Genomic DNA, 24,417 nt, shown 5'->3' on the forward strand with positions numbered 1-24,417 from the left:
TATCAGCCAGAAAATTCAGTGTGCGTGGTGGATGCCGGTACGCGAGGCCGGGAAGGACACCGTGATCAGAGTGCCGCGACCGGGCGCGCTGTCGATGGCGATGCTGCCCTGATGGGCGCGTACGAAGGCCCGCACCAGCGACAGCCCTAAACCGACGCCGCCGTATTTGCGGCTGAGCTGACTGTCGGCCTGCTCAAAGGCATCGAAGATGCGGGTCTGGTCTTCCGGCGCGATGCCGATGCCGCGATCCGTCACCTTCAGCAGGATCTCGTTGCTGGCGGCATCCAGCAGGGCTTCGGCCTCGACCGGAATACCGGTGGGCGAGAATTTCAGCGCATTGCCGATCAGGTTCAGCAGGATCTGCCGCACCAGCCGCGCATCGGCATGCAGCGGCGGCAGATCGACGGGCAGGGTGACGTTCACCGCCTCCACCGTGCGGCCGTAATGCGAGGCGGCGAGGCGCGCACAGATCGGCAGTTCCTCGTCCAGCATCACCGGCTGCTCATGCAGCTGGATCTGGTTGGCCTCGATACGGGCGAGGTCGAGGATGTCGTCGATCACCGACAGCAGGTGGCGTGCACTGCCGTTGATGTCGTGCAGGTATTCGTCGTATTTCGCCCAGTCGGGACCGAACATCTTCTGCTGCACGATATCGGAAAAGCCGATGATGGCATTCAGTGGCGTACGCAGTTCGTGGCTCATATTGGCCAGGAAGATCGATTTGGCCTGGCTGGCGCGCAGGGCGGCATCGCGCGCCTGGCTCACTTCGCGGAACAGCTCCTCCAGCCGTGCATTCTGGCTCTGCAGCTTGGCGCTGGCTTCCTGCTGTTCGGTCACGTCGATCACGATCAGTGCGCGGTCGCCCTGCGGCGTGCTGCGGCGGCCGATCTGCAGCCAGTGGCCATTCGGCAGCTGCAGCGCACGCTTCGGCGACTCGCCCGACAGTTCACCCATCAGCAGGCTGTCGGGCAGGCCGGCGCGCCGCAGCAGCGCCGGCAGCGCCGTGCCGCGCGCGAACATATTCTCGTCCAGGCCCAGCAGGGCCGGCAGCCGGCGGTTCCACAGCAGCAGGCGATTCTCGGCATCGAGGAAGGCAAAGGCTTCGGTGCTTTCGGCGATGTCGAGCAATTCGCCCTGCGCGGCGCGGATGCGGGCATAGAGCGCGACATTCTCCTCATGCAGGCGGCGGTTGCGGCGGATCACGCCGTTGACGATGCGGTTGGTCAGGAGCATCGCCACGGTATAGAGCGCCGAGACCACCGCCATCGCCATGCCGATGGTGCCGCCCTGCCACAGGAAGAAGGAAATGAAGGGTACGGCGATCAGCAGCATGAAGGTCATCGCCGCCCTGGGCACCACCGCCAGCGTGGCGGCCGAGCCGGCCAGCATGCCGGCGGCCACCATGATCACCAGCAGGCGATGCGATTCATCCAGCTGCGGCAGGAACAAAGCCGCCGCGCCCCAGGCAATGCCGGAGAAAGCCGCGCCCCAGACATCGAAGGTGCGCATACGGGCCGAGCGCGTTTCGTCGCGGTCGGTGCGGCGGGTATAGGTCACCCAGCGATACAGCATGTAGAGCAGGCCGGCGGCATGCAGCAGCCACCAGCTCAAGAGCCAGTTGAGCGGAATCTGTCCGATCAGCAGCACTGCAACAGCAGTGACGTTGACGATGGTGACGCCGGCATTGATCGGCACCACCTGGCGGAGGCTGGCAAGCGTGGGATTGCGTCGCGCGGCGCCGGGTATGGTCCCGGGCGGTGCTGCCGGTTCGGTCGGCCGAGGTTGTGTTTCCCTGGGCGAGGTCTCGCTGGCGTCTGACATTTTGCTTCCCCGCTTCACTCAAGCGGAAATGCACCGGCGCCGCAACTGCCCGTGATGGTTACCGGCCCCCAATCACCAGGATGTGGTCACCAACCATTGACGCGATCCCATTCGGCAACGATCTCGGTGCCACCGTCGACCACATAATAGCGATCATACATCGCACCGGTCATGCAGGAGTGGTTGGGCAGGACGCGCAGGCGGCTGCCCGGCGGGTGGGCGGTGAAATCCACCGGCGGCACATCCGGCCCGCCGAGCAGGCCATGTTCCTGATGCACGTCATGGATGTTCATGCCGTCCAGCGGCAGGGCGCCATCGGGCCGGCAGACCCGTCCATAGCCGGTGCCCGGTACATTCTTGTTGGCACCGGTGTCTTTCGACAGCGCCAGGCCGCCGGCATCGATCAGCACATGGTTGCGGCCCGGATGGTGCGAGACCACGGTGGCCAGCACCGAAACGGCGATATCTTCCATCGCGCAGGTGCCCAGCCCGGCCTGGAACAGGTCGAAGAAGACGAAATTGCCCGGCCGCATCTCGGTCACGCCGGTCAGGTTTTTGGCAAACAGCGCCGTCGGCGTCGAGCCGACCGACACGATGGGACAGGCAAAGCCGGCCGCGCGCAGGCGCTCGGCAGCCTGCACGACGGCTGCGCGCTCTTCCTCGGCAACGCGTTCGATCCCGGCGGCGTCTTTCGCACCGTAGGAATGGCCGGCATGGGTCAGCACGCCGGTGAGTTCGACACCGGGCTGGGAGAGGGCTTTGCCCAGTGGCAGCAGCAGCTCGGAGTCAGGCGCAAGGCCGGCGCGGCCCAGCCCGCAATCGATCTTGATCATGACGTGGAACGTGACGCCGAGCCGTTGCCCGGCTGCGGCGGCGGCCTGCGCCACCGCCGGATGGTCGGTGATGATCTTGAGATCGACGCCGCTTTTGATCAGCTTGGCCACCTGATCGAGCTTTTGCGGCGCCATCGGCACGGCATAGAGGATGTCGCGGAAACCGGCTTTGGCGAAGTATTCGGCTTCGGCCAGTGTGGAGACCGTGATCGGGCCGTCCTTGCCGACGGCGAGTTCCGCCACTTTCGCGGACTTCGCCGTCTTCAGATGCGGACGCAGGCTGACGCCGAGTTTTTTCGCCCGCGCCTGCATGCGGGCGATGTTGGCCTGCAGCCGGCCGCGGTCGAGGATCAGTACAGGTGTGGGCAGATCGGCAAGCGTGGTCATGATGCTACTCCCCTCAACTCAAAGCAATATTGCGCAGGCGGGCGTCGTCGATGGCGATATGCGTCGGCGGCAGGCCCTGCCTGTGGCGGTCCCACATCGCATGATAGGCCGCCTCGATGGCGCGGGTGAAGCGCGGCGTGTCGAATAATGCGCAGGTGTCGCGCTGCGCCGCCAGTTTCTGCCGGATCGACTGCAGTCGATCCGGATCGCACGCCAGTGTGAGCGCCAGTGCTTCGTAGTCTTCCGTCGTTTCGGTGATCAGTTCAGGCAGGTTGGCAGCCCGCAGCAGGCTGGCGGCGACACGGCTGGCAAAGGTGTTGCCGAGCCGGGTCAGCACCGGCAGGCCAACCCAGAGCGCGTCGCTCGCCGTGGTATGGGCATTGTAGTGGAAGGTGTCGAGGAACAGGTCGGCCAGACGATGGCGGGCGAGATGTTCGGGGGAGGGCAGGCGATGGGCGAAGACCAGCCGTTCCGGCGCAACGCCACGCGTCTGTGCTTCCGTCCGGAGCCGGCCGGCCACGCCATCGCCAGTTTCCAGCAGCCATAGCACACTGCCCGGCACGGCAAGCAGCAGCCGCATCCAGATATCGAAAATATCCGGTGTGATCTTGTAGTTGTTGTTGAAGCAGCAGAAGACGAAGCCGGTCTCCGGCAGGTTGCAGTCGGCGCGGCTGAACGGACGCGCCGAAATTTCACGCCGGTTGTCAGTCGACTGATAAGTCTGCGGCAGATGAACGACGCTCTCGCTGTAGTGCGGGACATGTTCCGGCGGAATGATCACCGGATCGGCGATGACATAGTCGATATACGGTGCGCCCATCGTGCCTGGAAAGCCGAGCCAGTTGACCTGCACCGGCGCAACATGGCGGGCAAAGATTCCGGTGCGTTCGTTGCGGGTGTAACCGGTCAGATCGATGGCGATGTCGATCTGCAGGCGACGTGCGAGATCGCAGATTCCGGCATCCGAGCGGTCATGCACGTCGTGGAAATGGTCGACACCGGCGCGCAGCCGCTGTCGCATCGCATCAGTGCCGGGCGGTCCGAAGGAAAAGCAGTGGATCTCGAAACCGCTGCGATCATGCTGCTCGAACAGGCCGGCGACCAGATAGCCGACGGCGTGTTCCTGCATGTCAGCTGAGAAATAGCCGATCCGCAGCCTGTGTGCCGGGCGCAGCCCGGCCGGTTTCGGCGGCTCGCCGGCGGAAGGATATTTGTTCGCAGCATAGGCGCTGGCGCATTGCTTCTGCAGAGCGGCATCTGACGGCAGTGCGATGAACGTGAACGGCAGCACGCCGTCGTGCCCGGCCGCCACGGTATTTCGCAGGGCCGCGCTATCCTCGGCATAGCTCGACCAGTCGCAGAGTGCCGCCTTGGCATGCATGCGGATGCTGTAGCCATAGGGCAGGGCGGGTTTCGCGGCGATGGCGCGATTGATCAGCGGCACGGCGTCGGCCGGCCGGTCGAGCCGCAGATACAGCATGGCCTGGTTGCCCAGCGCTTCGGCCATCTCGGGCTGCAGCGCGATGGCTCTGTCATAGGCCGCGCGCGCCTTGTCGAATTCGAGCCTTGCCTTATGCACGTTGCCGCAATTGCACCAGGCCTCGGCATAACCAGGTTTGATCGCCAGCGCCTGCTGATACGCGTCCAGCGCAGCGGCGAGGTCTTTCTCGTATTCGCGGCAGCGCCCGAGATTGAGCCAGGCCTCGGCATTCTGCGCGTCGCTGGCCACCGCCTGTGCGGCAAGGATTTTGGCCTCGGCATATTTCTGCTGGCCGATCAGCGCGGCGGCCAGATTGCCCAGGATCGAGGGCCGGCCGGGCACCAGTTCGAGAGCCGCGCGCAGCCGGGTTTCCGCCCCGGCATAATCCTCTTTCAGCAGCAGCTGCGCAGCTTCGAGGAACAGAATCTTCGCCGCCTCCAGACCGCTGCTCATGACGGATCGACCGTGATGGCAGCCGCCGGCAGGCCCTGCAGCCGGCGCGAATGCATGGCTTCATAGGCGGCTTCGATGCTGCGGGTGAAGCGCGGCGTATCGAACAGCGGACAGGTGTCGCGTGTTGCTGCAAGTCTCTGGCGGAAGGCATGCAACTGCGCCGGATCGGTGGCCAGCACCAGCGCCAGCGCCTCGTAGTCTGCCGTCGTTTCGGTGATCAGTTCGGGCAGGCCGGCGGCGCGCAGCAGGCTGGCGGCGACGCGACCGGTGAAGGCATCGCCGAGCCGGGTCAGCACCGGCAGTCCGGCCCAGAGTGCATCGCTTGCGGTGGTATGGGCATTGTAGTGGAGCGTGTCGAGGAACAGGTCGGCGAGGCGATGGCGGGCGAGATGTTCGGCCTGCTCCATGCGCGGAGCGAAGATCAGCCGCTCCGGCGCCACGCCGCGTTTTTGTGCTTCGGTGCGCAGCCGGTCGGCCACGCCCTGGCTGGCATCGAGCAGCCATAGCACGCTACCGGATATCTTCAACAACAGCCGCATCCAGATGTCGAACACGTCCGGCGTGATCTTGTAGCTGTTGTTGAAGCAGCAGAAGACGAAACCTTCGCCGGGCAGGCCGCAGTCGGCGCGGGTAAGGCGGCGGTCGGAAATGATGCGCCTGCTGTCGGTTACCTGGTAGCTGTGCGGCAGGCGGACCACGGCTTCGGTGTAATGCCGATCATGCTCCGGTGGAATCACCACGGCGTCGGCAATGATATAGTCGATGAAGCTGGCGCCCATCGTGCCGGGATAGCCGAGATAGCTCACCTGGACCGGCGCGACACGGGCAGCGAAAATGCCGGTACGTTCGTTCAGCGTGTAGCCTTTCAGATCGATGGCGATATCCAGCTGCAGGTCGCGTGCCAGTTCGATGATCTCGGCGTCGCTTTTGCCGAAGGCGTCGATGAAATGCTCCATGCCGGCGACCAGGCGCTGGCGCATGTCATCCTGGTACGGTTTGCCGAAGGAGATGCCGAAAATCTCGAAGCGGCCGCGGTCATGCTGCTCGAACAGGCCAGCCATCAGGAAGGCGGTGGCATGGCGATGGAAATCGGCCGAGAAGTAACCCACGCGGAGTCGGCGCCGGTCGGGCGCAGGCAAGGCAAAGTCGACAGGCGGTGTCGCCGCATATGTTTCCGCCACGTATAACTCGGCGCAGCGCCGTTGCAGCGTCGGCGTCGAAGGCTGGCAGATAAAGGCAAAGGGCAACGCTGCCAGGCGCCCTTCAGCCACTTCGCGCGCGATGAGGTTGCTGTCTTCGGCAAAACTCGACCAGTCGCAGACCGCCATCTTGGCCTGCAGACGGATGCTGCGTGCATAGGGCAGGTCGGCTTTCAGCGCGATGGCGCGCTCGATTTTCGCAATCGCCTCGGCCTGACGGTTGAGCCGGTTCAGCAGGATGGCCTGGTTGCCGAGCGCCTCGGCAAAATCCGGTTTCAGCGCCGTCGCCCGCTCATAGGCGGCGAGCGCCTCATCGAACTGGCGCAACGTCATATGCACGTTGCCGGCATTGCACCAGGCCTCGGCGTAATCCGGTTTCAGCACCAGCGCGCGGCGATAGGCCTCCAGCGCGCCGGCGGTGTCCTTGCCATGGCTGCGGCAGCGACCCAGATTGAGCCAGGCCTCGGCATTTTGTGCGTCACCAGCGACGGCCTGTTCGGCGAAAGCCTTCGCCTCGGCATATTTCTGCTGGCCGATCAGCGCGGCGGCCAGATTGCCCAGGATCGACGGTCGGCTGGGCACCAGTTCGAGCGCGGCGCGCAGCTGGGTTTCCGCGCCGCTGAAATCCTCCTGCAGCAGGCGTTGTGCCGCCTGCACGAACAGGGTCTTTGCTGCTTCCAGGTTGCCGGTCATGGCGCGACGGTATAGCAGACCGGCCGGGTACAGTGAATCAGCCCAGGCTCAGTCGGCACAGGTCCGGTCAGCGCGGCGCCAGCACCAGCTGGGTCTGCGTCACGATGGCGGCGAGCTTGCCGTCGGTGCGCGTGATGCGGGTCTGCCACACCATCGTGGTCTTGCCACGATGCAGCGGCGTGGTCTCGGCCAGCGCAGTCTCGCCCGCCGGAATGGCGGCGAAGAAATTGGTCTTGCTCTCGATCGTGGTGGTGGAGAAGCCCGGTGCCAGATTGGCCACGGTGGCCACGGCGCCCAGGGTATCGGCAAAGGCCATCACCGCGCCGCCATGCAGGATCGCCGGCACCGTGCACAGGTCGGCCTTCACCGGCAGTTCGGCGGTCACCTTGTCAGGGCTGACCGAGATGATCTTCAGCCCCATCAGTTCGGCAAACGGCAGGCTGGGTATCTCGGGCATCGCATCCTCCGGATTTTCTTTATCGCGCAGCAGCTTAGCCGGATTTCCCAGCAGCCGGCGAGGCGGGTCTGCGAAAAAATGTGGCGGAATCCGGGCAGCCCTCCCTTGACGGGACGGGGTAGGCTGCTTAAGTGTCTGGCGCTCTCCGTGGGGGAGTGCTAACAATCTGGGGATTCTGGCGATAAATCGCTGATTTTCCTGGATTTTCAGAATTTCTCGATGCGACAAGAGATCTTAGGAGGATCGCATGAAGTTTCGTCCGCTGCATGACCGCGTGGTGGTAAAGCGCGTTGCAGAAGAAGAGCGTTCGGCCGGTGGCATCATCATCCCGGACAGCGCCAAGGAAAAGCCGATGCAGGGCGAGATCGTCGCCGTTGGCGCCGGTGCCCGCGATGAGAGCGGCAAGGTTCAGCCGCTCGATGTGAAGGCCGGTGACCGCGTGCTGTTCGGCAAGTGGTCGGGCACCGAGGTCAAGCTCGATGGCCAGGAACTCCTGATCATGAAGGAGTCGGACATCATGGGCATCATCGAAGGCTCGCCTTCGAAGAAGTCCAAGTAATCAGCGCCTTTCATCAGACAGATCTTTTAAGGAGATACAGCAATGGCTGCTAAAGACGTCAAGTTTGGCGCCGAAGCCCGTGGCAAGATGCTGCGTGGCGTCGACATCCTCGCCGATGCCGTCAAGGTGACGCTGGGCCCGAAGGGCCGCAACGTCGTGCTCGACAAGTCCTTCGGCGCGCCGCGCATCACCAAGGACGGCGTGACCGTCGCGAAGGAAATCGAGCTGAGCGACAAGTTCGAGAACATGGGCGCCCAGATGGTGCGCGAAGTGGCCTCGAAGGCGAACGACCAGGCCGGCGACGGCACCACCACCGCGACCGTGCTGGCCCAGGCCATCGTGCGCGAAGGCGGCAAGGCCGTTGCTGCCGGCATGAACCCGATGGATCTGAAGCGCGGCATCGACCTCGCCGTCGAGAAGATCGTCGAAGACCTCAAGAGCCGTTCGAAGAAGATCTCGGGCGCCAAGGAAATTGCCCAGGTCGGCACCATCTCGGCCAATGGCGACACCGAAATCGGTGAGATGATCGCCAAGGCCATGGGCAAGGTTGGCAACGAAGGCGTGATCACGGTGGAAGAGGCCAAGAGCCTCGAAACCGAACTCGACATCGTCGAGGGCATGCAGTTCGACCGCGGCTATCTGTCGCCGTATTTCATCACCAACGCCGAGAAGATGCTCTGCGACATGGAGAACCCGTACATTCTTCTCCATGAGAAGAAGCTGTCGGGTCTGCAGGCCATGCTGCCGGTGCTGGAAGCCGTCGTGCAGACCGGCCGTCCGCTGCTGATCATCGCCGAAGACGTCGAGGGCGAAGCCCTGGCGACTCTGGTGGTGAACAAGCTGCGCGGCGGTCTGAAGGTTGCCGCCGTCAAGGCGCCGGGCTTCGGCGACCGCCGCAAGGCCATGCTGGAAGACATCGCGATCCTGACCGGCGGTCAGCTGATCTCGGAAGACCTCGGCATCAAGCTGGAGTCGGTGACGCTGCAGATGCTCGGCACCGCCAAGAAGGTGACGATCGACAAGGAAAACACCACGATCGTTGCCGGCGCCGGCAAGAACAAGGACATCCAGGCGCGTGTGGCCCAGATCAAGGCGCAGATCGAGGAAACCACCTCGGACTACGACCGTGAGAAGCTGCAGGAGCGTCTGGCCAAGCTGGCCGGTGGCGTGGCCGTCATCAAGGTCGGTGGCGCCAGCGAGATCGAGGTGAAGGAGCGCAAGGATCGCGTCGATGACGCGCTGCATGCGACCCGCGCCGCGGTGGAAGAAGGCATCGTTCCGGGCGGCGGCACTGCGCTGCTGTATTCGGTGCGCGCCATCGACAAGGTCAAGGTCGACAATGCCGACCAGAAGCACGGCGTGGAAATCATCCGCCGCGCCCTGCAGGCTCCGGTCCGCCAGATTGCTGAAAACTCGGGCGTCGATGGCGCCGTGGTTGCCGGCAAGCTGCTCGAGTCGAAGGACACCAGCTGGGGCTTCAACGCCCAGACCGAAGAATACACCGACCTGGTCAAGGCCGGCGTCATCGACCCGACCAAGGTCGTGCGCGTCGCCCTGCAGGGTGCGGCTTCGGTTGCCGGTCTGCTGATCACCACCGAGGCCATGGTTGCCGACAAGCCGGAGCCGAAGGCTGCCGGCGGCGGCGCCCCGGGCGGCATGGGTGGTATGGGCGGCATGGGCGGCATGGACTTCTAAGTCCAGCCAGCCAGTCCCTACGAGTAAGAGAGGCCCGGTGGAAACACCGGGCCTTTTTCGTTTGGTGTGTGAAGAGAAGAGAGACCCTCACCCCGCACAGGGCGCCCGCGAAAGCTCCACTGGAGTTTTCGCAGCCCGTGCGCCTCTCCCATTTCATGGGAGAGGGAGGGCCCCGGCCGCAGGCCGGGAGGGTGAGGGCCTTCTTCACCCTTTCCGTTTGCGCAATCGCTCTAGATGATGCGGTGAATCAACACGGAGTCGCCCGTCATGCCGAAACCTCTCATCACCGCAACGCTCGCCGCGCTGGCCAGCATGGCTGTGCTGGATTTCCTCTGGCTCTCCACGGTGACGAAGCTGCTGTATCGCCCGAAACTCGGCGCGCTGCTGAACGAACAGCTGGTCTGGCCGCCGGCCATCCTGTTCTACCTGCTCTATGGTTTCGGCCTTGCACTCTTCGTGCTGCGCCCCGCGCTCGGCAGTGGCGCATCGCCGCTGACCGCCGCGCTTTACGGCGCCGCCTTCGGCCTCGTCGCCTATGGCGCCTACGACCTCACCAACCATGCGACGCTGCGCGGCTGGCCGCTCAGCATCACGATTGTCGATATGGCCTGGGGTGCGTTTGTGACGGCTGTCGCCACCGGCATCGGCGTCTGGGCCGGGCAGAAATGGGGTTAAATCCCCGCTCGATTGACGTGAAATTCCGGCGTTAATTCCGCACATCGACAAAAAACTTTCGGTTCCCCCGCGCCGCCGTTCGCCCTAGCTTATGCCTCCCCGGAACCGAACCCGGACACACAAACAGGGAGAGCGCCATGAGCCTGCGTATCGGCAGCAAGGCCCCGGATTTCGAAGCCGACACCACCGTCGGCAAGATCAAGTTCCACGATTTCCTCGGCGATGGCTGGGGCATCCTGTTCAGCCATCCGAAGGATTTCACGCCCGTCTGCACCACCGAACTCGGCGCGGTCGCCAAGCTGAAGAGCGAATTCGACAAGCGCAACGTGAAGGTGCTGGGCCTCAGCATCGATCCGGTCGACGACCACAAGCGCTGGGTCGGCGACATCAAGGACGTCACCGGCTATCTGCCGGACTATCCTCTCATTGGCGACCACGATCTGAAGATCGCCAAGCTCTACAACATGCTGCCCGAAGAATCCGGCGACAGCGCCAAGGGGCGCTCTGCTGCCGACAATGCCACCGTGCGCACGGTCTACATCGTCGGGCCGGACAAGCAGATCAAGGCGCAGCTGCATTACCCGATGACGACCGGGCGCAATTTCGACGAGATCCTGCGCATGGTCGACAGCATGCAGCTCACCGCCAAGCACAAGGTGGCGACGCCGGCCGACTGGCAGCCGGGCCAGGATGTGATCATCGCCGGCAGCGTGTCGGATGATGAAGCGAAGCAGAAATATCCGCAGGGCTGGAAAGCGCCGAAGCCGTATCTGCGGATCGTGTCGCAGCCGAAGTAAGCACCACTCCCTGTCGTCACCCTCGGGCCTGACCCGAGGGTCCCGTTTTTAATGGGATGCCCGGGTCAAGCTCGGGCATGACAAGGCAGGAGAAGACAAGGGCACGGGTAACGACGGTGTCCTTGTCTTTTAGATGTCATGGCCGTGCTCGTCCCGGCCATCCACGCCTTTATTCCCGCTGCCTGAAAGTAAGACGTGGATGCCCGGAACGTGAAGCCTACCGCCGGGCAAACCCGGTAGTCCGGGCGTGACGATGGCATTTTCAGGACTCCTGAAGCCCTTCACCCGCCGCTGCGCGGATCGAACTCCGCAGCGGGCAGCTTCTTCAGCACGCTCACCTTGCCGTCGGGTTCGATCACCACCAGGCGCAATCCGTCGAGATCGCCCTCGCCATGAGCGCGCAAGGCTGAGATCAGGTCGCGCTGCGTGATATTCTCGCGCCGCAGCCGGCGCTCGTTGAAGCTCTTGCCGTCATAGGCCACGAAGGCGTCGCCCTCGATCCAGCGTTCGAAACGCGGGAAGCGCAGGCAAAGCCAGTCGATCGCGTAGCTGATCGCCAGCAGCGTCGTGGCGGCCACCAGCGCGCCGGTCAGACTGCTGTCGTCGTTCAACATGCCGTTCTGCACGGCCTCGCTCACCAGCAGCAGGGTGACGAGATCGGACGGCGTCGACTGCCCGATCTGGCGCCGGCCGATCAGCCGCAGCAGCAGCAGGATCGCGCCGTAGATCAGGGCCGTGCGGCCGGCAATGGCAAGCAGTTCCATCCAGTCCGTCATCACCGTCTCCTCATTCCAGGAATGAGGAGACAACGCAGCGTAACTGGGGATGTTCCGGGGCGCCTGTATGGTTGGTTTCTCTAAGTTGTCATGGCCGGGCTTGTCCCGGCCATCCACGTCTTTTTATGGCTTTTCATTTCCTACCAGAAGTTCATCGGCAATAACGTCGATGACCTTCTCCCCGGTCATTTCCTTAGAGGCGATTTCTCGGGCTTTGATCAAGCGCGCCTGCAAGTCCTCGGGGATAGGAGCATGCCGAAAGGCAATGTCAGAAGGCGTCCGACCATTTGTCTTTTCTTTCTCACAAAGCTCAAGCATGTCCAACTCTGTAAGAATCATCAGCTTCTGAGTTACTCCGACAGCCATATGCAGGAAGAGCATGTCAGACCGAAGTTTATGCAGCTTTCCAACCGCCAGTTTTCCACGAGATGTCTTCCCCCCGCTGGTGGAAATGCAGGCGGCAATGCTTTTGTCCTCGCTCACCGCATCAAAATCGAAGACGCCGCCTGATTCTAATTTTATGCGATTTCTGTAAAAGCGTTGTTGGAACTGGTCAGACATCCAGTTTTCACGGACCCAATCTTCCACCTCGATTTGCACGCCTGTATGTGCCATTGCTTCCCCCATCGCGTGGATGGCCGGGTCAAGCCCGGCCATGACAGTAATTTATACGACAATTTCCCTTGAGCTGGTGGTGTCAAACTCCTATAACCACCGGCCCTTTAGAACCACCCCGGACAGAACCCTCCCGCCATGGCCTCTCCCCGGCGCGCCATTGGTGTCGATTTCGGCACCACCAATACGGTCGTCGCCGTTGCTGACGCCGAGGGCAGCGTGCGGCCGGTGTCGTTCTCCCACGCCGAAGTGGCGCATGACATCTTCCGCTCGGCGCTCTGCTACGAAGATATTCCCGGCAACCCGAGAAAGATCGAGACCTCGGCCGGGCCGTTCGCCATCGAGCAGTTCCTGGCGACGCCGCATGAGCATCGCTTCATCCAGTCGTTCAAGTCTTTCGCCGCCAGTCCGCTGTTCACATCTACCCAGATTTTCGGCAAGCGCTTCACCTACGAAGACATCCTGAGCGGCTTCCTCGCGGCGTTGCGCCGTCATGCCGGCGATGCCTTGCAGGGTATCGAGACCGTGCCGGTGATCGCCGGCCGGCCGGTCGAGTTCGTCGGCGCCGCGCCCGATCCGGCACTCGCCATCACGCGGATGGATGCGTCTTATGCGCGCGCCGGTTTCCCCGCCATGCGCTATGCCTATGAGCCGGTCGGCGCCGCTTTCTTCTTTGCGCGCCGCCTGACAACCGATGCCACCATCCTGGTGGCCGATTTCGGCGGCGGCACCAGCGACTTTTCGCTGATGCGGTTCCGCAAGTCGGCAAAAGGTGTCACGGCCGAACCGCTCGGTCATTCCGGCGTCGGCGTCGCCGGCGATGCTTTCGATTTCCGTATCATCGACAATGTGGTGGCGCCGCGCCTGGGCAAGGGCGGCAGCTATCGCGCCGGTGCCAAGCTGCTGCCGATCCCGGGGCATCAGTACGGCCAGTTCGCGCAGTGGCACCAGCTTGCCATGCTGAAATCGCCCCGCGTGCTGGCAGACTTGCGCAAGCTGGCGAAGGATGCTCAAGGCCCCGACGCCATCGCAGATTTCATCACCGTGATCGAGATGGATCTCGGCTTCGGTCTCTATCGCGCGGTGTCGGAGGCCAAGACGGCGCTGTCGCTGCGCGAACAGACCGAACTCGTCTTCGACATGGAAGGCGTGAAAATCCGCGAGCAGGTCAGTCGCCGCGACTTCGAACGCTGGATCGCGCCGGAGCTGGCGCAGATCGCTGCGGCGCTCGACCGGGTCTTCACGGTCTCGGGGCGGAAACCCGCCGATGTCGACCAGGTGTTCATGACCGGCGGCTCGTCCTTCGTGCCGGCCTTGCACATGCTGTTCGAAAGCCGCTTCGGCGCGGCGCGGCTGGCGACGGGCGACCAGCTGCAGTCGATTGCATCAGGTTTGGCCCTGATCGGACTGGACGCCGATCCGGCACAATGGCTGGCCCACTAGGGGGCTGGCGAACTCAGCGGTTGCAGTCCGCGAGAGTTTAATGTACCCTATATGTTCTTGTTCAGGATGAACCAATTTGGCGGTTCATCGCGTTTTCCTGCGCTTGCCGATGGGCTGGCACGGGCCGTTGTTGTCTATCGTGAATCCGGGACCGGCGGGATTTGCATGCGAAGGTATGCGATATGCCGCGATCAGCGCCGATAAGCCAAACGAACACAAACGAAGCCAAACGAACGCCAACGAACGCAAACGAGTACCGAACGAAGCGAAACGAACATCAACGAACGCAAACGAACCCCGAGCGAAGCAGCACGACGCCAAACGAAGCGTTCAGGCCGCCAGAGCTCAGGCGGCCGGGTCGATGGTATCGGCCACCTCGTCCTTCACGCGTTGCGGGCTCAGCTTCATGAACAGGATGAAGCCGGCCAGCAGCAGGCAGATGGTGTTGCAGACAATGATCGGCCATTGCATCAGCGCGATGCCATAGGCCGACCAGAGCGCAAAGCCGGTGACGGTGAAGCCGTACATCACCGCCGAAATGTCTTTGGTGCGGCGCGAGCGGATCACCTTCCAGGCCTGCGGCGCGAAGCTGATCGTGGAGGCTATGGCGGCGAGGCTGCCAAGCCAGACGGCGATATCCATATGTCTCCCCGGCTGTCGGACCGGGGAGAAACGGAATCTTTAGGCGAACTGTTCCCTAGCTAAATTGCTCTCTGGCCAGCTTCGCGCCCTTGCCGAGCGCTTCCAGCTTGGCGGCAGCCACGGCCGTATCGAGCGGCGCCAGGCCGCAGTTGCTGCAGGGGATCAGCTTGTTCTTCGGCACATACTGCAATGCCGCCTTGATCGTGGCGGCGATCTGCTCGGGCGTCTCGATCGTATCGGTCGCCACGTCGATCACGCCGACCATGACTTCCTTGCCGTCCAGCAGGCTCATCAGATGCGGCGGCACCCGGCTGTTGATGCATTCCAGCGACACCTGGTCGATCCTGCTTTTCGCCAGCGCCGGGAAGAAATCCTCATACTGGCGCCATTCCTCGCCCAGGCCGGCCTTCCAGTCGATATTGGCCTTGATGCCGTAGCCGTAGCAGATATGCACCGCCGTCTTGCAGTTCAGGCCGTCGACGGCACGATGCAGCGCCTCGATGCCCCACTCGCCGGCCTGCTTGGTATAGGCGTTGAAGGCCGGTTCGTCGAACTGGATGATGTCGACGCCCTCAGCCTCCAGGGCTTTGGCTTCGGCATTCAGCAGGTCGGCAAAGGCCATCGCCATCTTGATGCGGTCGCCGTAATACTCGTCGGCGATCGTGTCGATGATGGTCATCGGCCCGGGCAGGGTGAATTTCAGCTTGCGCTTGGTATGGGCGCGGCAGAAGGCGCCTTCCCAGGGATGCGCGCGCTGCTTCTGCTCCAGCTTGCCGACCACACGCGGCACCATTGCCTTGTAGCGGTTGTCGCGGATGCCCATCTCCACCTTGTTCTGGCGGTCGATGCCGGCGATGTTTTCCACGAAGCCATGCACGAAATGCTGGCGCGACATCTCGCCGTCGCCGACGATATCCAGCCCGGCATCTTCCTGCAGCTTGAGCCAGAGCAGCGTCGCCTCGCGCTTGGCGTCCTCAAGTGCTTTGCCTTCCGCCTTCCACTGGGGCCACAGCTTGTGCGTTTCGGCCAGCCAGGCCGGCTTGGGCAGGCTGCCGGCAACCGCCGACGGAAACAGATGCGCTGCAGACATTGATGATCCTCCCGGGACGTCGCTTCGATTCGCGGGCACCTTAGCACGGCAGTGCTGCGCCGCCGAAGTGGCCCCTGCGTGTGACCATACTGGAACCAATGGCTGACAGACGCGCCGCAATGCAGCATGGCGGCAGGGCTGCCAAGGTCTCGCCCCATTCGCGTTCCAGCCTGTACGGAGGATCGGTCCAGGACGTTCTTCATATGCAGCGTATCCAGTATCTCGATGGCCTGCGCGGCTGGGCGGCGCTGTTCGTGCTGTTCCACCATCTGCTGCTGGCTTTCTCGCCCGACGGGCAGGAATCCGTATTGCACACCTCGCCGGTCTCGGCGCCGCTCGGTTTCCTCACCGACGGGCCGCTGGCCGTGGCGATCTTTTTCATCCTGTCCGGCATCGTGCTGACGGCAGCGGTGACCAGCGCCCAGGAGAGCAGCTTGCCGCGCGGATCACATCCCGGCCTGGGACCGCTGCTGCTGAAACGCTGGCTGCGGCTCGGCATTCCGATCTTCGTCGCCGGCCTCCTGGTCCTGATGCTGTTCGCCGTCGGGCTCGACCGTTCCATCGCCATCGGCTGGGCGTCGGAGTCGAGCTTCATGCGCAGCTTCTTCCCGCCGGGCTACGAGCCCACCCTGCTGCTGGTGCTGAAAGAAGCTTTCGCAGGCGCCTTCCTGGGGCCGACGCCGCCGCATGACCCGGTGCTGTGGACCATCCGCATCGAGTTCGCCGGCTCGGTGCTGGTCTTCCTGCTGGCCCTGCTGCTGCCGGCTGGACGATTGCGTCTGATGGCTGCGCTGACGGTGGGCGTCGCGCTGGCGTTTGTGCCGCCGGCCTGGCCATCGCGTCTGGCGCCGGACGGCAGTCTGGGCTGGATCGGCAATTACTGCGCGCTGTTCGCGCTCGGCGTCGCGTTGTTCGAACTGTTGCGGTGGGATCGGCGGCGCGCCGCGTCGCAGAATATCCACTGGCGCGACGCGCTCGGCTTCACCCTGCTGGCGCTCGGTCTGGTGCTGTATCCGCTATTTGGCATCCGCGTCTATGACGTCGCCGCTGTGCCCCCGGCCATCGGCGCAGCACCGCTCCTGGGCGGCAGCCAGCTGCGCGCCGCGCTGGTGGTGGCCGGCGTGCTGCTGTCGCCGGGCCTGCAGCGATTCCTCGGCAATGCAACCTCGGCTTTTCTCGGTCGTGTCTCTTTCGGGCTGTATCTGCTGCATGCACCGCTGATCTGGTCGATCGGCGGGCTGGCGTATTTTCCGCTGGCGGCCTTGCTGGATCACTGGCCAGCGGCCGTGCTGGCATCCCTCGCGGTGATCCTGCTGTCGCTGGTGCTTGCGGCGCTGTTCCATCGCTGGATCGAGCAGCCGTCGATGCGGGTGTCGGCGCGGGCGGCGGCGCTGCTGGCAGGGCGCAGCCAGACGCTTCGGCAGCCACAGACGACCGCGACGCCGGTGTGACCTTATTCCGCCGCTGCCGTCGCCGCACGCTGCGCTGCCAGCACGCGCTCCGTGGGCTTCGTGTTCATGAACAGCTGCATGATGCCGGCTGCCGCGCCGATGCCAGCTGCCAGCTGCCAGGCCAGCGTATAGGAGCCGAGCTGGTCATAGATCACGCCGCCGGCCCAGGCGCCGAGGAAGCTGCCGACCTGGTGGCTGAAAAAGGCGATGCCGGTCAGCGTGGCGAGATAGCGGATGCCAAAGATCTGCGCTACCAGTCCGTTGACCAGCGGAATCACGCCGAGCCACAGCGTGCCCATGATGGCGGCGAAGACCAGCGTGCTGAACTGGCTGACCGGCAGCGTGAAATACAGCGCAATCGCCACCGAACGCAGGATGTAGATCAGGCCAAGCAGCATCGGCTTGTGGTAACGGTCGCCAAGCCAGCCGAACAGCCACGATCCGAACACGTTGAAGGCGCCGATCACGGCGAGCGCCTGTGCGCTCAGCATCGGATCGGCACCGCAATCGGCCAGGAAGGTAGGCAGATGCGTGGTGAGGAAGACCAGCTGCAACCCGCAGACGAAGAAGGCCGCCGCCATGACGATATAGCCGCCATGGTTGGCGGCTTCGCCGAGCGTGCTACGCATGGTTTCGGCCGCACCCGGCAGGGCCTCGACCGGCACCTTGTCGGCACGCCCGCCGATCAGGGCCGCCGGCAGCATCGCCGCCGCGAGCGCCACAAAAACCAACATCGCCATCTGCCAGCCGCTGGCCTGGATCACGCCCTGCGCCAGCGGTGCGCAGAAGAAGGTGCCGATCGAGCCGGCCGCCGAGACAAGCCCGAAGGCGAGGCTGCGGCGCTCGGGCCGCACGACTTTCGCGGCGATCTTGGCGGCAATACCCGAGGTGGTGCAAGACAGCGCCACGCCGATCATCAGGCCGGAGCCGAGCGTGATCATCCAGGCGCTGTGCGCATAAGCCGTGATGATCAGAGCCGCCGCATAGAGCAGGCCGCCGAGCAGCGTGATCATGCGGGTGCCGTATTTGTCGACCAGCGCACCGGCAAACGGCTGCGAAATGCCCCAGACGATATTCTGGATGGCGAGTGCGAAAGCGAAGTCGGCCGCCGAGATGCCAATGTCCCTGGTGATCGGCTGCATGAACAGGCCGAGGCTCTGCCGCATGCCCATGGCGAGCGACAGCATCACGGCAGCGCCGGTCAGGATCGAGACGCTCTGCCACTGGCTGAGCGAGGGATGATGGAAAGGCGAGCGGGACGGTGAAGATGAAGAAGTGTCGGTGGCCATGACGGGCTCTTGAATCCGGGGTTATCTGGGCGGGCGGATGATGGTCTGCAGGCGGCGAGAAGTCCAGTCGTGGAATGTATCGCTGCAATCCTGTGTCGTTGCGTTCAAGATTACGCTCGGCAGGGGCGCTGGGGAGATGATAAAAATGCCCAGAGCTTCCGCAAAAATACGCAGAGCCACTGATGACAGATTGGGACGATATCCGGCTTTTCCTGGAACTGGCGCGCGAGGGCTCGCTTTCGGCGGCGGCGCGGCGCCTGAAGGTGGACCACTCGACTGTCGCCCGTCGTGTCGCCGCGCTGGAGAAGCAACTCGACCTGCGGCTGTTCGACCGGCTGGCGCGCGGCTATGTGCTCACCGAGGAAGGCGAGGCCCTGCTCAACACCGCCGAGCGCATGGAGACCGAGGCGCTGGCGCTGCAGCGCCAGGCCAGTGGGCGGCCGGCCATGCAGGGCAATGTGCGGATCAGCACCTCGCCGATGCTGGCCAGCCTGTTCCTGGCGCCGCGGCTGGCCGAATTCCGCAAACTGCATCCCGACATCCGCCTCGCGCTGTCGGGCAACAACCGCGTGGTCGATCTCAACCGGCGCGAGGCCGATATCGCGTTGCGCCTGACCAAGCCGAACGAGAGTGGCCTGATCGCGCGCCGCATCGGCGCGGTCGGCTTCGGGCTCTATGCCGGTGCGAAATATCTCGCGGCAACCAAGCCGAAGGATTACGGCTTCGTCGGCTATGACGAGACGCTGGGCCAGATCAGCCAGCAGCACTGGCTGGAACAGCAGCTGCGTGGCCGGCCGATCGTTTTCCTGTGCAGCGACATGACGACGATGTATCACGCCACCTGCGCCGACATGGGCGTGGCGGTGCTGCCGCATTTCATCGGCACCACCGATCCGCAACTGCGGGGCGTGGCGACGGAAATGGCAGCACCGGACCGCGAGGTCTGGCTGCTGGTGCATCCCGACCTGCGCCGTGCGCCGCGCGTGCGCGCGGCAATGGACTATCTGGTGGCGCTGTTCGCCCGCGACCGCCGGTTGCTCGAACAGGGTGCCGCCACCCGGACCAATAAGCGGCGGGCCTTGCCAAGGTGACGCGGCGGTGCTGTGCTAGGGCAAAGAACACCGCACACATGAGCATCCCATGACCAGAGACCTTCTCAAGGATATGCAGGCCTATCGCGACGACCTGACCGCGATCCGCCGCGACATCCACCAGCATCCCGAAACCGCCTTCGAGGAAAACCGCACCTCGGATGTGGTCGCCGCCAAGCTGAGCGAATGGGGCATCCCGGTCCATCGCGGTCTGGGCAAGACCGGCGTGGTCGGCACCCTGAAGGGCAACCGGCCCGGTCAGCGCAGCATCGTGCTGCGCGCCGACATGGATGCGCTGAACCTGCAGGAAAAGAACACCTTCGCGCATAAGTCGGTGCATGACGGCAAGATGCATGCCTGCGGCCATGACGGCCATACCGCCATGCTGCTCGGTGCGGCGCGACATCTGGCGAAGCATCCCGATTTTGCCGGCACGCTGCATTTCATCTTCCAGCCCGCCGAAGAAGGCGAGGGCGGTGCGCGCGTGATGATCGAAGAGGGCCTCTTCGAGATGTTTCCTTGCGACGCGGTCTACGGCATGCACAACATGCCGGGGCTCAAACTCGGCGAATTCGCCATCCGTCCGGGCGCGATGATGGCAGCGAGCGATACCTGGTCCGCCGTGTTCCGCGGCACCGGCGGCCATGGCGCCATGCCGCATATGGGCACCGATCCGACCATGCCGGCCGGCGCTTTCATCACCACGACGCAGGGCATCATCGGGCGCAACGTGAATCCGCAGCATGCCGCCGTGGTCAGCGTCGGGCATATCGCCGCCGGCTCGTATGGCTCGCCGAATGTGATTCCCTCGGAAGTCACCATCCGTGGCACGGCACGCAGCTATACGCCGGAAGACCGCGACCTGCTGGAGCGGCGGCTGGGCGAGATCGCGCAGGGCATTGCATCGGCACATGGCTGCACGGCGGAGTATCATTATCTGCGGCGCTATCCGCCGCTGCGAAACGCGCCGGAGCAGACTGCGCTGGCACTGAAGGCTGCCGCGCTGACGGTGGGCGAGGCGAAGACCGATGGCGATGTCGAGCCGCTGACCGGCGCGGAGGATTTCGCCTTCATGCTGGAGAAGAAGCCCGGTGCCTATATCCTGATCGGCAATGGCGGCAGCATCAGCGATGGCTCTTGCCATTACGTGCATACGCCGCATTACGACTTCAACGACCAGATTCTGGTCACCGGCGCGGCCTACTGGGTCAACCTGGTGGATGTCGAACTGGGGGACGCGCGCTGACTTAGCTTGTCATGCCCGGGCTTGTCCCGGGCATCCACGCCTTTCTTCGGCGATGCTAAGACGTGGATGGCCGGAACAAGTCCGGCCATGACAGTTTGGATTGCGAAGAAGGATGCAGTTACCAGTCGATGCCCAGCGTCAGGCCGAGCCGGGCCTGGGTCGGCGAGCCGGCCTGGTCGACCAGCGGGCTGTCGGCGGCATCGCCGGCGATGCGGTCGATGCCGGCGAAACCGCCGAGCGAGAGATAATCGTTCACGCGATAGCGCAGCGACGCGCTCAGCCCGTAGGACATATACGGCCCGTCGGGTGAATAGGTGCGATAGCCCGTGCGCGCCGACTGGCCGGGCGTGACGCCGAAATAGGTCTCGGTGAAATCGCGGCTCGCCATCGTCGCCTTCGGACCGACGGTCAGCATCAGGCTGTCGCTCAGCCTGGTGCTCCAGGTGACGAACAGGTCGCCGATCGCACCCTCATGGCCGCCGAAGCCCTGGCGTAGTTCTGCACCCAGCGTAAATGGGCGCAGGTCGTAATGCACATAGCCGCCGGCCTCGCCAGCCGCATCGACATCGCCCATGCCGCGCAGATCCTTGTCATCGTCCTGGTCGCGCGCCATGCGGTATTTCAGCACCGGGCCGACACGCCAGTTCGAACCCCGCGGCGCCAGGTTGGCGCCGAGCCCGTCGCGGGTCGAGAGGAAGAAGCGGTCGGCATAGCGCAGGTCGAACAGTGGCAGCGGATCGGCGTCGTAATTGTCGGAGCCCAGATAGGTCGGTGCATAGAGCACCCCGCCGCCGATACTCAGATGCAGCGGCTCGTCCTGTTTCATATCCGCCGTCTGCGCATGCGTCGGCAACGCGGCGAGCGCAGCGCCGGCGAGCAGCAGGAAGGCGAAAAGGCGACGCATGGGCGGGTGGAACCTCGGACAAGCAACGACCGGAACCGGCGGCCGTATCCATGACCAAGTGATGGCGGCTAAATGCGGCCTTATCTTGGCGGCACGGCCTGCTGTCGGCCGTGATCGCCGTCACGCTGCCACCAGACTCAAATATACCAGACAATACTGAGGCTTAGTGCCCCTGTCTGGCGTAGCGATCGCGCATCGCTGTGGCCAATGCCCGGTCGCAGCCGGCGCTGCCCTGCGCGGCGACCCCGGGCTTCACCGTTTTCGACCGACTGCCGAGCGGACGCAGCAGCAGACCGTCGGGCCGGTCTTCGATGATGAATTCCATCCCGGCCCGCCAGTGATGGCTGTCGAGCAGGTTGCGCGGCAGGTCGAGCCGGCCGCCCTTGCTGAGCTTCGTGGTCGCCATGGTCGCCTCATGGGTGCGTGCGTCAAAAGCGTGCGGAGCGGGAAGACGACCGCAGTGAAGCGCTGAATCCGCTGGCAGACAAGGGGGCTTTTCGCGGCTAGTAGAGGACGCCCGACAGGATATCGAGCACTTCGCCGGTGGCAGTGTTCACCATCAGCACATTCTTGCCGACCAGCACGCGGTCGGTCTCCGGCCGGTTCGGCGGCAGTTCGCGCAGCAGCGGCCCGGGCAGGCGGTCGAGCCTGGCCAGCAGGGTCATCGGCAGCTGTTCGCCCTTGGCCGGATCGGCCGTGATCCCGGCCGGCAGCACGCGTTCGTATTTCTTGCTGCGGGCGGCGCGTTTCTGCTTTTCGCGCACACGCTGATAGAAAGTCGGGATGATCCAGCGTTCGGCACTGTTGAAGGCGACGCGGTCGTCGATCACCTGCCGCGGCGCGGTGACCAGCGCTTCCTGCTGCTGCGGCTGTCCGAGCGTCGCCGCGGGCGGCGGTGCCAGATTGGGGCCGGGCATCTGCGCCTGTGCAGCGCCCGACAGCAGCAAAATTGAAACGCTGGCGACGAGCGCGCGACGCATGCGTCAGGCCGGCAGTGCAGCGGCGGCTGCAGCTTCTTTCGCGGCCTGCTCACGCAGGATATCGGCCTTGCTGCGCTTCACGCTGGCCGATTTCAGCTGGCCGCAGGCGGCCATGATGTCGCGGCCGCGCGGTGTGCGCACCGGCGAGGAATAGCCGGCATTGAAGACGATGTCGCTGAACTTGCGGATCGCCTCGTCGCTCGAGCATTCATAGGGGGCGCCCGGCCAGGCGTTGAACGGGATCAGATTGACCTTGGCCGGCACGCCTTTCAGCAGCCGCACCAGTTCCTTCGCATCTGCCGGCGTGTCGTTGACGCCTTTCAGCATCACATATTCAAAGGTGATGCGGCGCGCGTTGCTCAGGCCTGGATAGGTCGCGCAGGCCTGCATCAGCTCCCTGATCGGGTATTTGCGGTTGATCGGCACGATCACGTCGCGGATATCGTCGCGCACGGCATGCAGGCTGATCGCCAGATTGACGCCCAGTTCAGCGCCGCAGCGTTCGATCATCGGGACCACGCCGGCAGTCGACAGCGTGATGCGGCGCTTCGAGATGGCGATGCCCTCGTTGTCCATCACGATCTTCAGCGCCTTGGCGACCTGATCGAAATTGTACAGCGGCTCGCCCATGCCCATCATCACGATGTTGGACAGCATGCGGCCGTCCGGCGGCGAGGGCCATTCGTTCAGATGGTCGCGCGCCAGCATCACCTGGCCGACGATCTCGGCGGCGTTCAGGTTGCGCACCAGCTTCATCGTGCCGGTATGGCAGAATTTGCAGGTCAGCGTGCAGCCGACCTGGGACGAGACGCAGAGCGCGCCGCGATCCTCTTCCGGGATATGCACGCATTCGGCTTCTTCGCCGTCGGCGAATTTCAGCAGCCATTTGCGGGTGCCGTCGGTGCTCTGCAGATCCTTGCTGGCGACCGGGCGGCCGACGCTGAAGCGGGTGGCAAGCCGCTCGCGCAGCTCCTTCGACAGCGTGGTCATCTCGGCGAAATCGCGGCTGCCGCGATAATAGATCCAGTGCCACAGCTGGCTGGCGCGCATCCTGGCCGATTTCTCGACCTCGCCTGCCGCGACCAGCGCGGCGGCGATCTCAGGACGTGTCAGGCCGAGCAGTTCGACCGGGGCGCCATCAGCCGCCTGTTGTGGCGCGCGGTCGCCCACGCGCACATCGTCAACGAGAGCAGCCGAGGCGGTCACGACGTGGCTCCGACCCCGCAGGCCTTGTCGATCGCCTGCAAGGCCTGGGTGAAACCGTCCAGGTCATAGGTATCGGTGGTCTTGGTACCGCGGCTCGACTCGCCCTTCACCACCAGCGTCTTGCCCTTGCGCAGGGCGTCGACCAGCTTCTGGTCGGTGGTGGCATCGGCAGCCCAGGCGGCTTCCTGATGGGTGAACATCTCGATGGTGGTTCCGCCGATCACGGCCTGCGCCGGGGTCGCCTCCTTCAGCGGATAGCCGAAATAGATGCTGACCTCGTTGCGGATCTTTTCCTTCGGCTTGTGCGTCACCAGGATGTAGATCTCGCCGCGCTTGGCGCTGGCGGGTTCCTTCTTCTGCGGCTGCGCATGCAGGTAGCAGAGCTTGGCACCCTTGTCGGTATGCTCATAGGCATCCCAGCCGGTGAACTTGCCGATCCGTTTGGTCTCGGCTTTGGGATCAGCCTTCTTTGCCTGGGCGGCCTGCGCGGCAGACGCACCAAGGGCGAGCCCGAGGCAGAGCACAGGCAACAGAAGGAGCGAAGCGGGCAGCGAGACTGCCGGTCGATGGGCCTTGTTGTCGGTCATGGCGGCGAACATAGCGGTGGCGGTCCGTGATTTCCACCCGATTTCATG

The 24,417-nt window shown here is 64.2% G+C and carries 23 protein-coding genes; 8 read left to right on the forward strand and 15 right to left on the reverse strand.

The window, feature by feature from the left end:
• Positions 1 to 15: 15 nt before the first annotated feature.
• The 5 genes from CTR53_RS19375 to CTR53_RS19395 all read right to left on the reverse strand — a co-directional run bounded on the left by CTR53_RS19375 (position 16) and on the right by CTR53_RS19395 (position 7,323).
• Positions 16 to 1,821 (reverse strand): ATP-binding protein, encoded by a 1,806-nt coding sequence (locus CTR53_RS19375; protein ID WP_290817439.1) that lies wholly within the window; start codon positions 1,819 to 1,821, stop codon positions 16 to 18.
• A gap of 86 nt (positions 1,822 to 1,907) precedes the next feature.
• Positions 1,908 to 3,041: an alanine racemase gene (locus tag CTR53_RS19380; RefSeq protein WP_290817442.1), complete on the reverse strand. Its 1,134-nt coding sequence runs from the start codon at positions 3,039 to 3,041 to the stop codon at positions 1,908 to 1,910.
• A gap of 13 nt (positions 3,042 to 3,054) precedes the next feature.
• Positions 3,055 to 4,974 carry a tetratricopeptide repeat protein gene (locus CTR53_RS19385; protein WP_290817444.1) on the reverse strand — a complete coding sequence of 640 codons (1,920 nt, stop codon included), beginning with the start codon at positions 4,972 to 4,974 and terminating at the stop codon, positions 3,055 to 3,057.
• Complete coding sequence (locus tag CTR53_RS19390) at positions 4,971 to 6,866, reverse strand: tetratricopeptide repeat protein (protein WP_290817447.1); 1,896 nt, start codon at positions 6,864 to 6,866, stop codon at positions 4,971 to 4,973. Before CTR53_RS19390 ends, CTR53_RS19385 begins: the two co-directional genes overlap by 4 nt.
• Positions 6,867 to 6,933: 67 nt before the next feature.
• Positions 6,934 to 7,323, reverse strand: coding sequence for a PaaI family thioesterase (locus CTR53_RS19395; protein ID WP_290817450.1), 390 nt, complete (start codon positions 7,321 to 7,323; stop codon positions 6,934 to 6,936).
• A 247-nt stretch (positions 7,324 to 7,570) separates the two neighbouring features.
• Between CTR53_RS19395 and groES the strand changes: the two genes are divergently transcribed.
• The 4 genes from groES to CTR53_RS19415 all read left to right on the forward strand — a co-directional run bounded on the left by groES (position 7,571) and on the right by CTR53_RS19415 (position 11,049).
• Positions 7,571 to 7,882, forward strand: coding sequence for a co-chaperone GroES (gene groES, locus CTR53_RS19400; protein WP_290817452.1), 312 nt, complete (start codon positions 7,571 to 7,573; stop codon positions 7,880 to 7,882).
• A gap of 42 nt (positions 7,883 to 7,924) precedes the next feature.
• The gene (gene groL, locus CTR53_RS19405) at positions 7,925 to 9,577 is read left to right on the forward strand and encodes a chaperonin GroEL (protein ID WP_290817455.1); all 1,653 of its coding nucleotides are present in this window, start codon (positions 7,925 to 7,927) and stop codon (positions 9,575 to 9,577) included.
• Between the two features lie 267 nt (positions 9,578 to 9,844).
• Complete coding sequence (locus tag CTR53_RS19410) at positions 9,845 to 10,252, forward strand: DUF2177 family protein (protein WP_290817458.1); 408 nt, start codon at positions 9,845 to 9,847, stop codon at positions 10,250 to 10,252.
• Positions 10,253 to 10,389: 137 nt separating this feature from the next.
• Positions 10,390 to 11,049: a peroxiredoxin gene (locus CTR53_RS19415; RefSeq protein WP_290817461.1), complete on the forward strand. Its 660-nt coding sequence runs from the start codon at positions 10,390 to 10,392 to the stop codon at positions 11,047 to 11,049.
• A 281-nt stretch (positions 11,050 to 11,330) separates the two neighbouring features.
• Here the strand turns inward: CTR53_RS19415 and CTR53_RS19420 are convergent, their stop codons facing one another.
• Both CTR53_RS19420 and CTR53_RS19425 read right to left on the reverse strand, forming a co-directional pair.
• Positions 11,331 to 11,825 (reverse strand): DUF421 domain-containing protein, encoded by a 495-nt coding sequence (locus tag CTR53_RS19420; RefSeq protein ID WP_290817463.1) that lies wholly within the window; start codon positions 11,823 to 11,825, stop codon positions 11,331 to 11,333.
• 123 nt (positions 11,826 to 11,948) lie between these two features.
• Complete coding sequence (locus CTR53_RS19425) at positions 11,949 to 12,482, reverse strand: hypothetical protein (protein ID WP_290817466.1); 534 nt, start codon at positions 12,480 to 12,482, stop codon at positions 11,949 to 11,951.
• 96 nt (positions 12,483 to 12,578) lie between these two features.
• Between CTR53_RS19425 and CTR53_RS19430 the strand changes: the two genes are divergently transcribed.
• Positions 12,579 to 13,883, forward strand: coding sequence for an Hsp70 family protein (locus CTR53_RS19430; protein WP_290817469.1), 1,305 nt, complete (start codon positions 12,579 to 12,581; stop codon positions 13,881 to 13,883).
• Between the two features lie 345 nt (positions 13,884 to 14,228).
• On the opposite strand, the gene CTR53_RS19435 is transcribed toward CTR53_RS19430, so the two are convergent.
• Positions 14,229 to 14,525, reverse strand: coding sequence for a SemiSWEET family sugar transporter (locus CTR53_RS19435; RefSeq protein WP_290817471.1), 297 nt, complete (start codon positions 14,523 to 14,525; stop codon positions 14,229 to 14,231).
• A 55-nt stretch (positions 14,526 to 14,580) separates the two neighbouring features.
• On the reverse strand, positions 14,581 to 15,615 hold the full coding sequence (locus CTR53_RS19440) for a methionine synthase (protein WP_290817474.1): 1,035 nt from the start codon (positions 15,613 to 15,615) through the stop codon (positions 14,581 to 14,583).
• Between the two features lie 203 nt (positions 15,616 to 15,818).
• Between CTR53_RS19440 and CTR53_RS19445 the strand changes: the two genes are divergently transcribed.
• A complete protein-coding gene (locus CTR53_RS19445) occupies positions 15,819 to 17,066 on the forward strand; it encodes an acyltransferase (RefSeq protein ID WP_290817477.1) in 1,248 nt (415 codons plus the stop codon).
• Positions 17,067 to 17,068: 2 nt separating this feature from the next.
• Here CTR53_RS19445 and CTR53_RS19450 read toward each other — a convergent pair whose 3' ends face one another.
• Positions 17,069 to 18,355, reverse strand: coding sequence for an MFS transporter (locus CTR53_RS19450; RefSeq protein ID WP_290817480.1), 1,287 nt, complete (start codon positions 18,353 to 18,355; stop codon positions 17,069 to 17,071).
• Positions 18,356 to 18,537: 182 nt separating this feature from the next.
• Here CTR53_RS19450 and CTR53_RS19455 point away from each other — a divergent pair, with 182 nt between their 5' ends.
• Both CTR53_RS19455 and CTR53_RS19460 read left to right on the forward strand, forming a co-directional pair.
• Positions 18,538 to 19,446, forward strand: a complete 909-nt coding sequence (locus CTR53_RS19455) for a LysR family transcriptional regulator (protein ID WP_290817483.1) — start codon at positions 18,538 to 18,540, stop codon at positions 19,444 to 19,446.
• Positions 19,447 to 19,495: 49 nt separating this feature from the next.
• A complete protein-coding gene (locus CTR53_RS19460; RefSeq protein ID WP_290817486.1) occupies positions 19,496 to 20,692 on the forward strand; it encodes a M20 aminoacylase family protein in 1,197 nt (398 codons plus the stop codon).
• A 118-nt stretch (positions 20,693 to 20,810) separates the two neighbouring features.
• On the opposite strand, the gene CTR53_RS19465 is transcribed toward CTR53_RS19460, so the two are convergent.
• The 5 genes from CTR53_RS19465 to CTR53_RS19485 all read right to left on the reverse strand — a co-directional run bounded on the left by CTR53_RS19465 (position 20,811) and on the right by CTR53_RS19485 (position 24,369).
• Positions 20,811 to 21,596 (reverse strand): MipA/OmpV family protein, encoded by a 786-nt coding sequence (locus tag CTR53_RS19465; RefSeq protein WP_290817489.1) that lies wholly within the window; start codon positions 21,594 to 21,596, stop codon positions 20,811 to 20,813.
• 163 nt (positions 21,597 to 21,759) lie between these two features.
• Positions 21,760 to 22,002, reverse strand: a complete 243-nt coding sequence (locus CTR53_RS19470; protein WP_290817492.1) for an AbrB/MazE/SpoVT family DNA-binding domain-containing protein — start codon at positions 22,000 to 22,002, stop codon at positions 21,760 to 21,762.
• 97 nt (positions 22,003 to 22,099) lie between these two features.
• On the reverse strand, positions 22,100 to 22,576 hold the full coding sequence (locus tag CTR53_RS19475) for a hypothetical protein (protein ID WP_290817495.1): 477 nt from the start codon (positions 22,574 to 22,576) through the stop codon (positions 22,100 to 22,102).
• 3 nt (positions 22,577 to 22,579) lie between these two features.
• Positions 22,580 to 23,752 (reverse strand): 23S rRNA (adenine(2503)-C(2))-methyltransferase RlmN, encoded by a 1,173-nt coding sequence (gene rlmN, locus CTR53_RS19480; RefSeq protein WP_290817652.1) that lies wholly within the window; start codon positions 23,750 to 23,752, stop codon positions 22,580 to 22,582.
• Positions 23,753 to 23,778: 26 nt separating this feature from the next.
• Positions 23,779 to 24,369: an invasion associated locus B family protein gene (locus CTR53_RS19485; RefSeq protein ID WP_290817497.1), complete on the reverse strand. Its 591-nt coding sequence runs from the start codon at positions 24,367 to 24,369 to the stop codon at positions 23,779 to 23,781.
• Positions 24,370 to 24,417 lie beyond the last annotated feature (48 nt).

This window comes from Ferrovibrio sp. (assembly GCF_002796975.1).
GTDB lineage: Bacteria > Pseudomonadota > Alphaproteobacteria > Ferrovibrionales > Ferrovibrionaceae > Ferrovibrio.

What these genes read in the sequence shown, in the direction of transcription:
- CTR53_RS19380 (WP_290817442.1), bottom strand. Translation starts at nt 3,041, where the DNA reads ATGACCACGCTTGCCGATCTGCCCACACCTGTACTGATCCTCGACCGC.
- CTR53_RS19460 (WP_290817486.1), top strand. Translation starts at nt 19,496, where the DNA reads ATGACCAGAGACCTTCTCAAGGATATGCAGGCCTATCGCGACGACCTG.
- CTR53_RS19410 (WP_290817458.1), top strand. Translation starts at nt 9,845, where the DNA reads ATGCCGAAACCTCTCATCACCGCAACGCTCGCCGCGCTGGCCAGCATG.
- CTR53_RS19385 (WP_290817444.1), bottom strand. Translation starts at nt 4,974, where the DNA reads ATGAGCAGCGGTCTGGAGGCGGCGAAGATTCTGTTCCTCGAAGCTGCG.
- CTR53_RS19390 (WP_290817447.1), bottom strand. Translation starts at nt 6,866, where the DNA reads ATGACCGGCAACCTGGAAGCAGCAAAGACCCTGTTCGTGCAGGCGGCA.
- CTR53_RS19470 (WP_290817492.1), bottom strand. Translation starts at nt 22,002, where the DNA reads ATGGCGACCACGAAGCTCAGCAAGGGCGGCCGGCTCGACCTGCCGCGC.
- CTR53_RS19485 (WP_290817497.1), bottom strand. Translation starts at nt 24,369, where the DNA reads ATGACCGACAACAAGGCCCATCGACCGGCAGTCTCGCTGCCCGCTTCG.
- CTR53_RS19425 (WP_290817466.1), bottom strand. Translation starts at nt 12,482, where the DNA reads ATGGCCGGGCTTGACCCGGCCATCCACGCGATGGGGGAAGCAATGGCA.
- CTR53_RS19415 (WP_290817461.1), top strand. Translation starts at nt 10,390, where the DNA reads ATGAGCCTGCGTATCGGCAGCAAGGCCCCGGATTTCGAAGCCGACACC.
- CTR53_RS19450 (WP_290817480.1), bottom strand. Translation starts at nt 18,355, where the DNA reads ATGGCCACCGACACTTCTTCATCTTCACCGTCCCGCTCGCCTTTCCAT.
- CTR53_RS19440 (WP_290817474.1), bottom strand. Translation starts at nt 15,615, where the DNA reads ATGTCTGCAGCGCATCTGTTTCCGTCGGCGGTTGCCGGCAGCCTGCCC.
- CTR53_RS19455 (WP_290817483.1), top strand. Translation starts at nt 18,538, where the DNA reads ATGACAGATTGGGACGATATCCGGCTTTTCCTGGAACTGGCGCGCGAG.
- groES (WP_290817452.1), top strand. Translation starts at nt 7,571, where the DNA reads ATGAAGTTTCGTCCGCTGCATGACCGCGTGGTGGTAAAGCGCGTTGCA.
- CTR53_RS19395 (WP_290817450.1), bottom strand. Translation starts at nt 7,323, where the DNA reads ATGCCCGAGATACCCAGCCTGCCGTTTGCCGAACTGATGGGGCTGAAG.
- CTR53_RS19430 (WP_290817469.1), top strand. Translation starts at nt 12,579, where the DNA reads ATGGCCTCTCCCCGGCGCGCCATTGGTGTCGATTTCGGCACCACCAAT.
- groL (WP_290817455.1), top strand. Translation starts at nt 7,925, where the DNA reads ATGGCTGCTAAAGACGTCAAGTTTGGCGCCGAAGCCCGTGGCAAGATG.
- CTR53_RS19465 (WP_290817489.1), bottom strand. Translation starts at nt 21,596, where the DNA reads ATGCGTCGCCTTTTCGCCTTCCTGCTGCTCGCCGGCGCTGCGCTCGCC.
- CTR53_RS19475 (WP_290817495.1), bottom strand. Translation starts at nt 22,576, where the DNA reads ATGCGTCGCGCGCTCGTCGCCAGCGTTTCAATTTTGCTGCTGTCGGGC.
- CTR53_RS19420 (WP_290817463.1), bottom strand. Translation starts at nt 11,825, where the DNA reads ATGACGGACTGGATGGAACTGCTTGCCATTGCCGGCCGCACGGCCCTG.
- CTR53_RS19375 (WP_290817439.1), bottom strand. Translation starts at nt 1,821, where the DNA reads ATGTCAGACGCCAGCGAGACCTCGCCCAGGGAAACACAACCTCGGCCG.
- CTR53_RS19435 (WP_290817471.1), bottom strand. Translation starts at nt 14,525, where the DNA reads ATGGATATCGCCGTCTGGCTTGGCAGCCTCGCCGCCATAGCCTCCACG.
- CTR53_RS19445 (WP_290817477.1), top strand. Translation starts at nt 15,819, where the DNA reads ATGCAGCGTATCCAGTATCTCGATGGCCTGCGCGGCTGGGCGGCGCTG.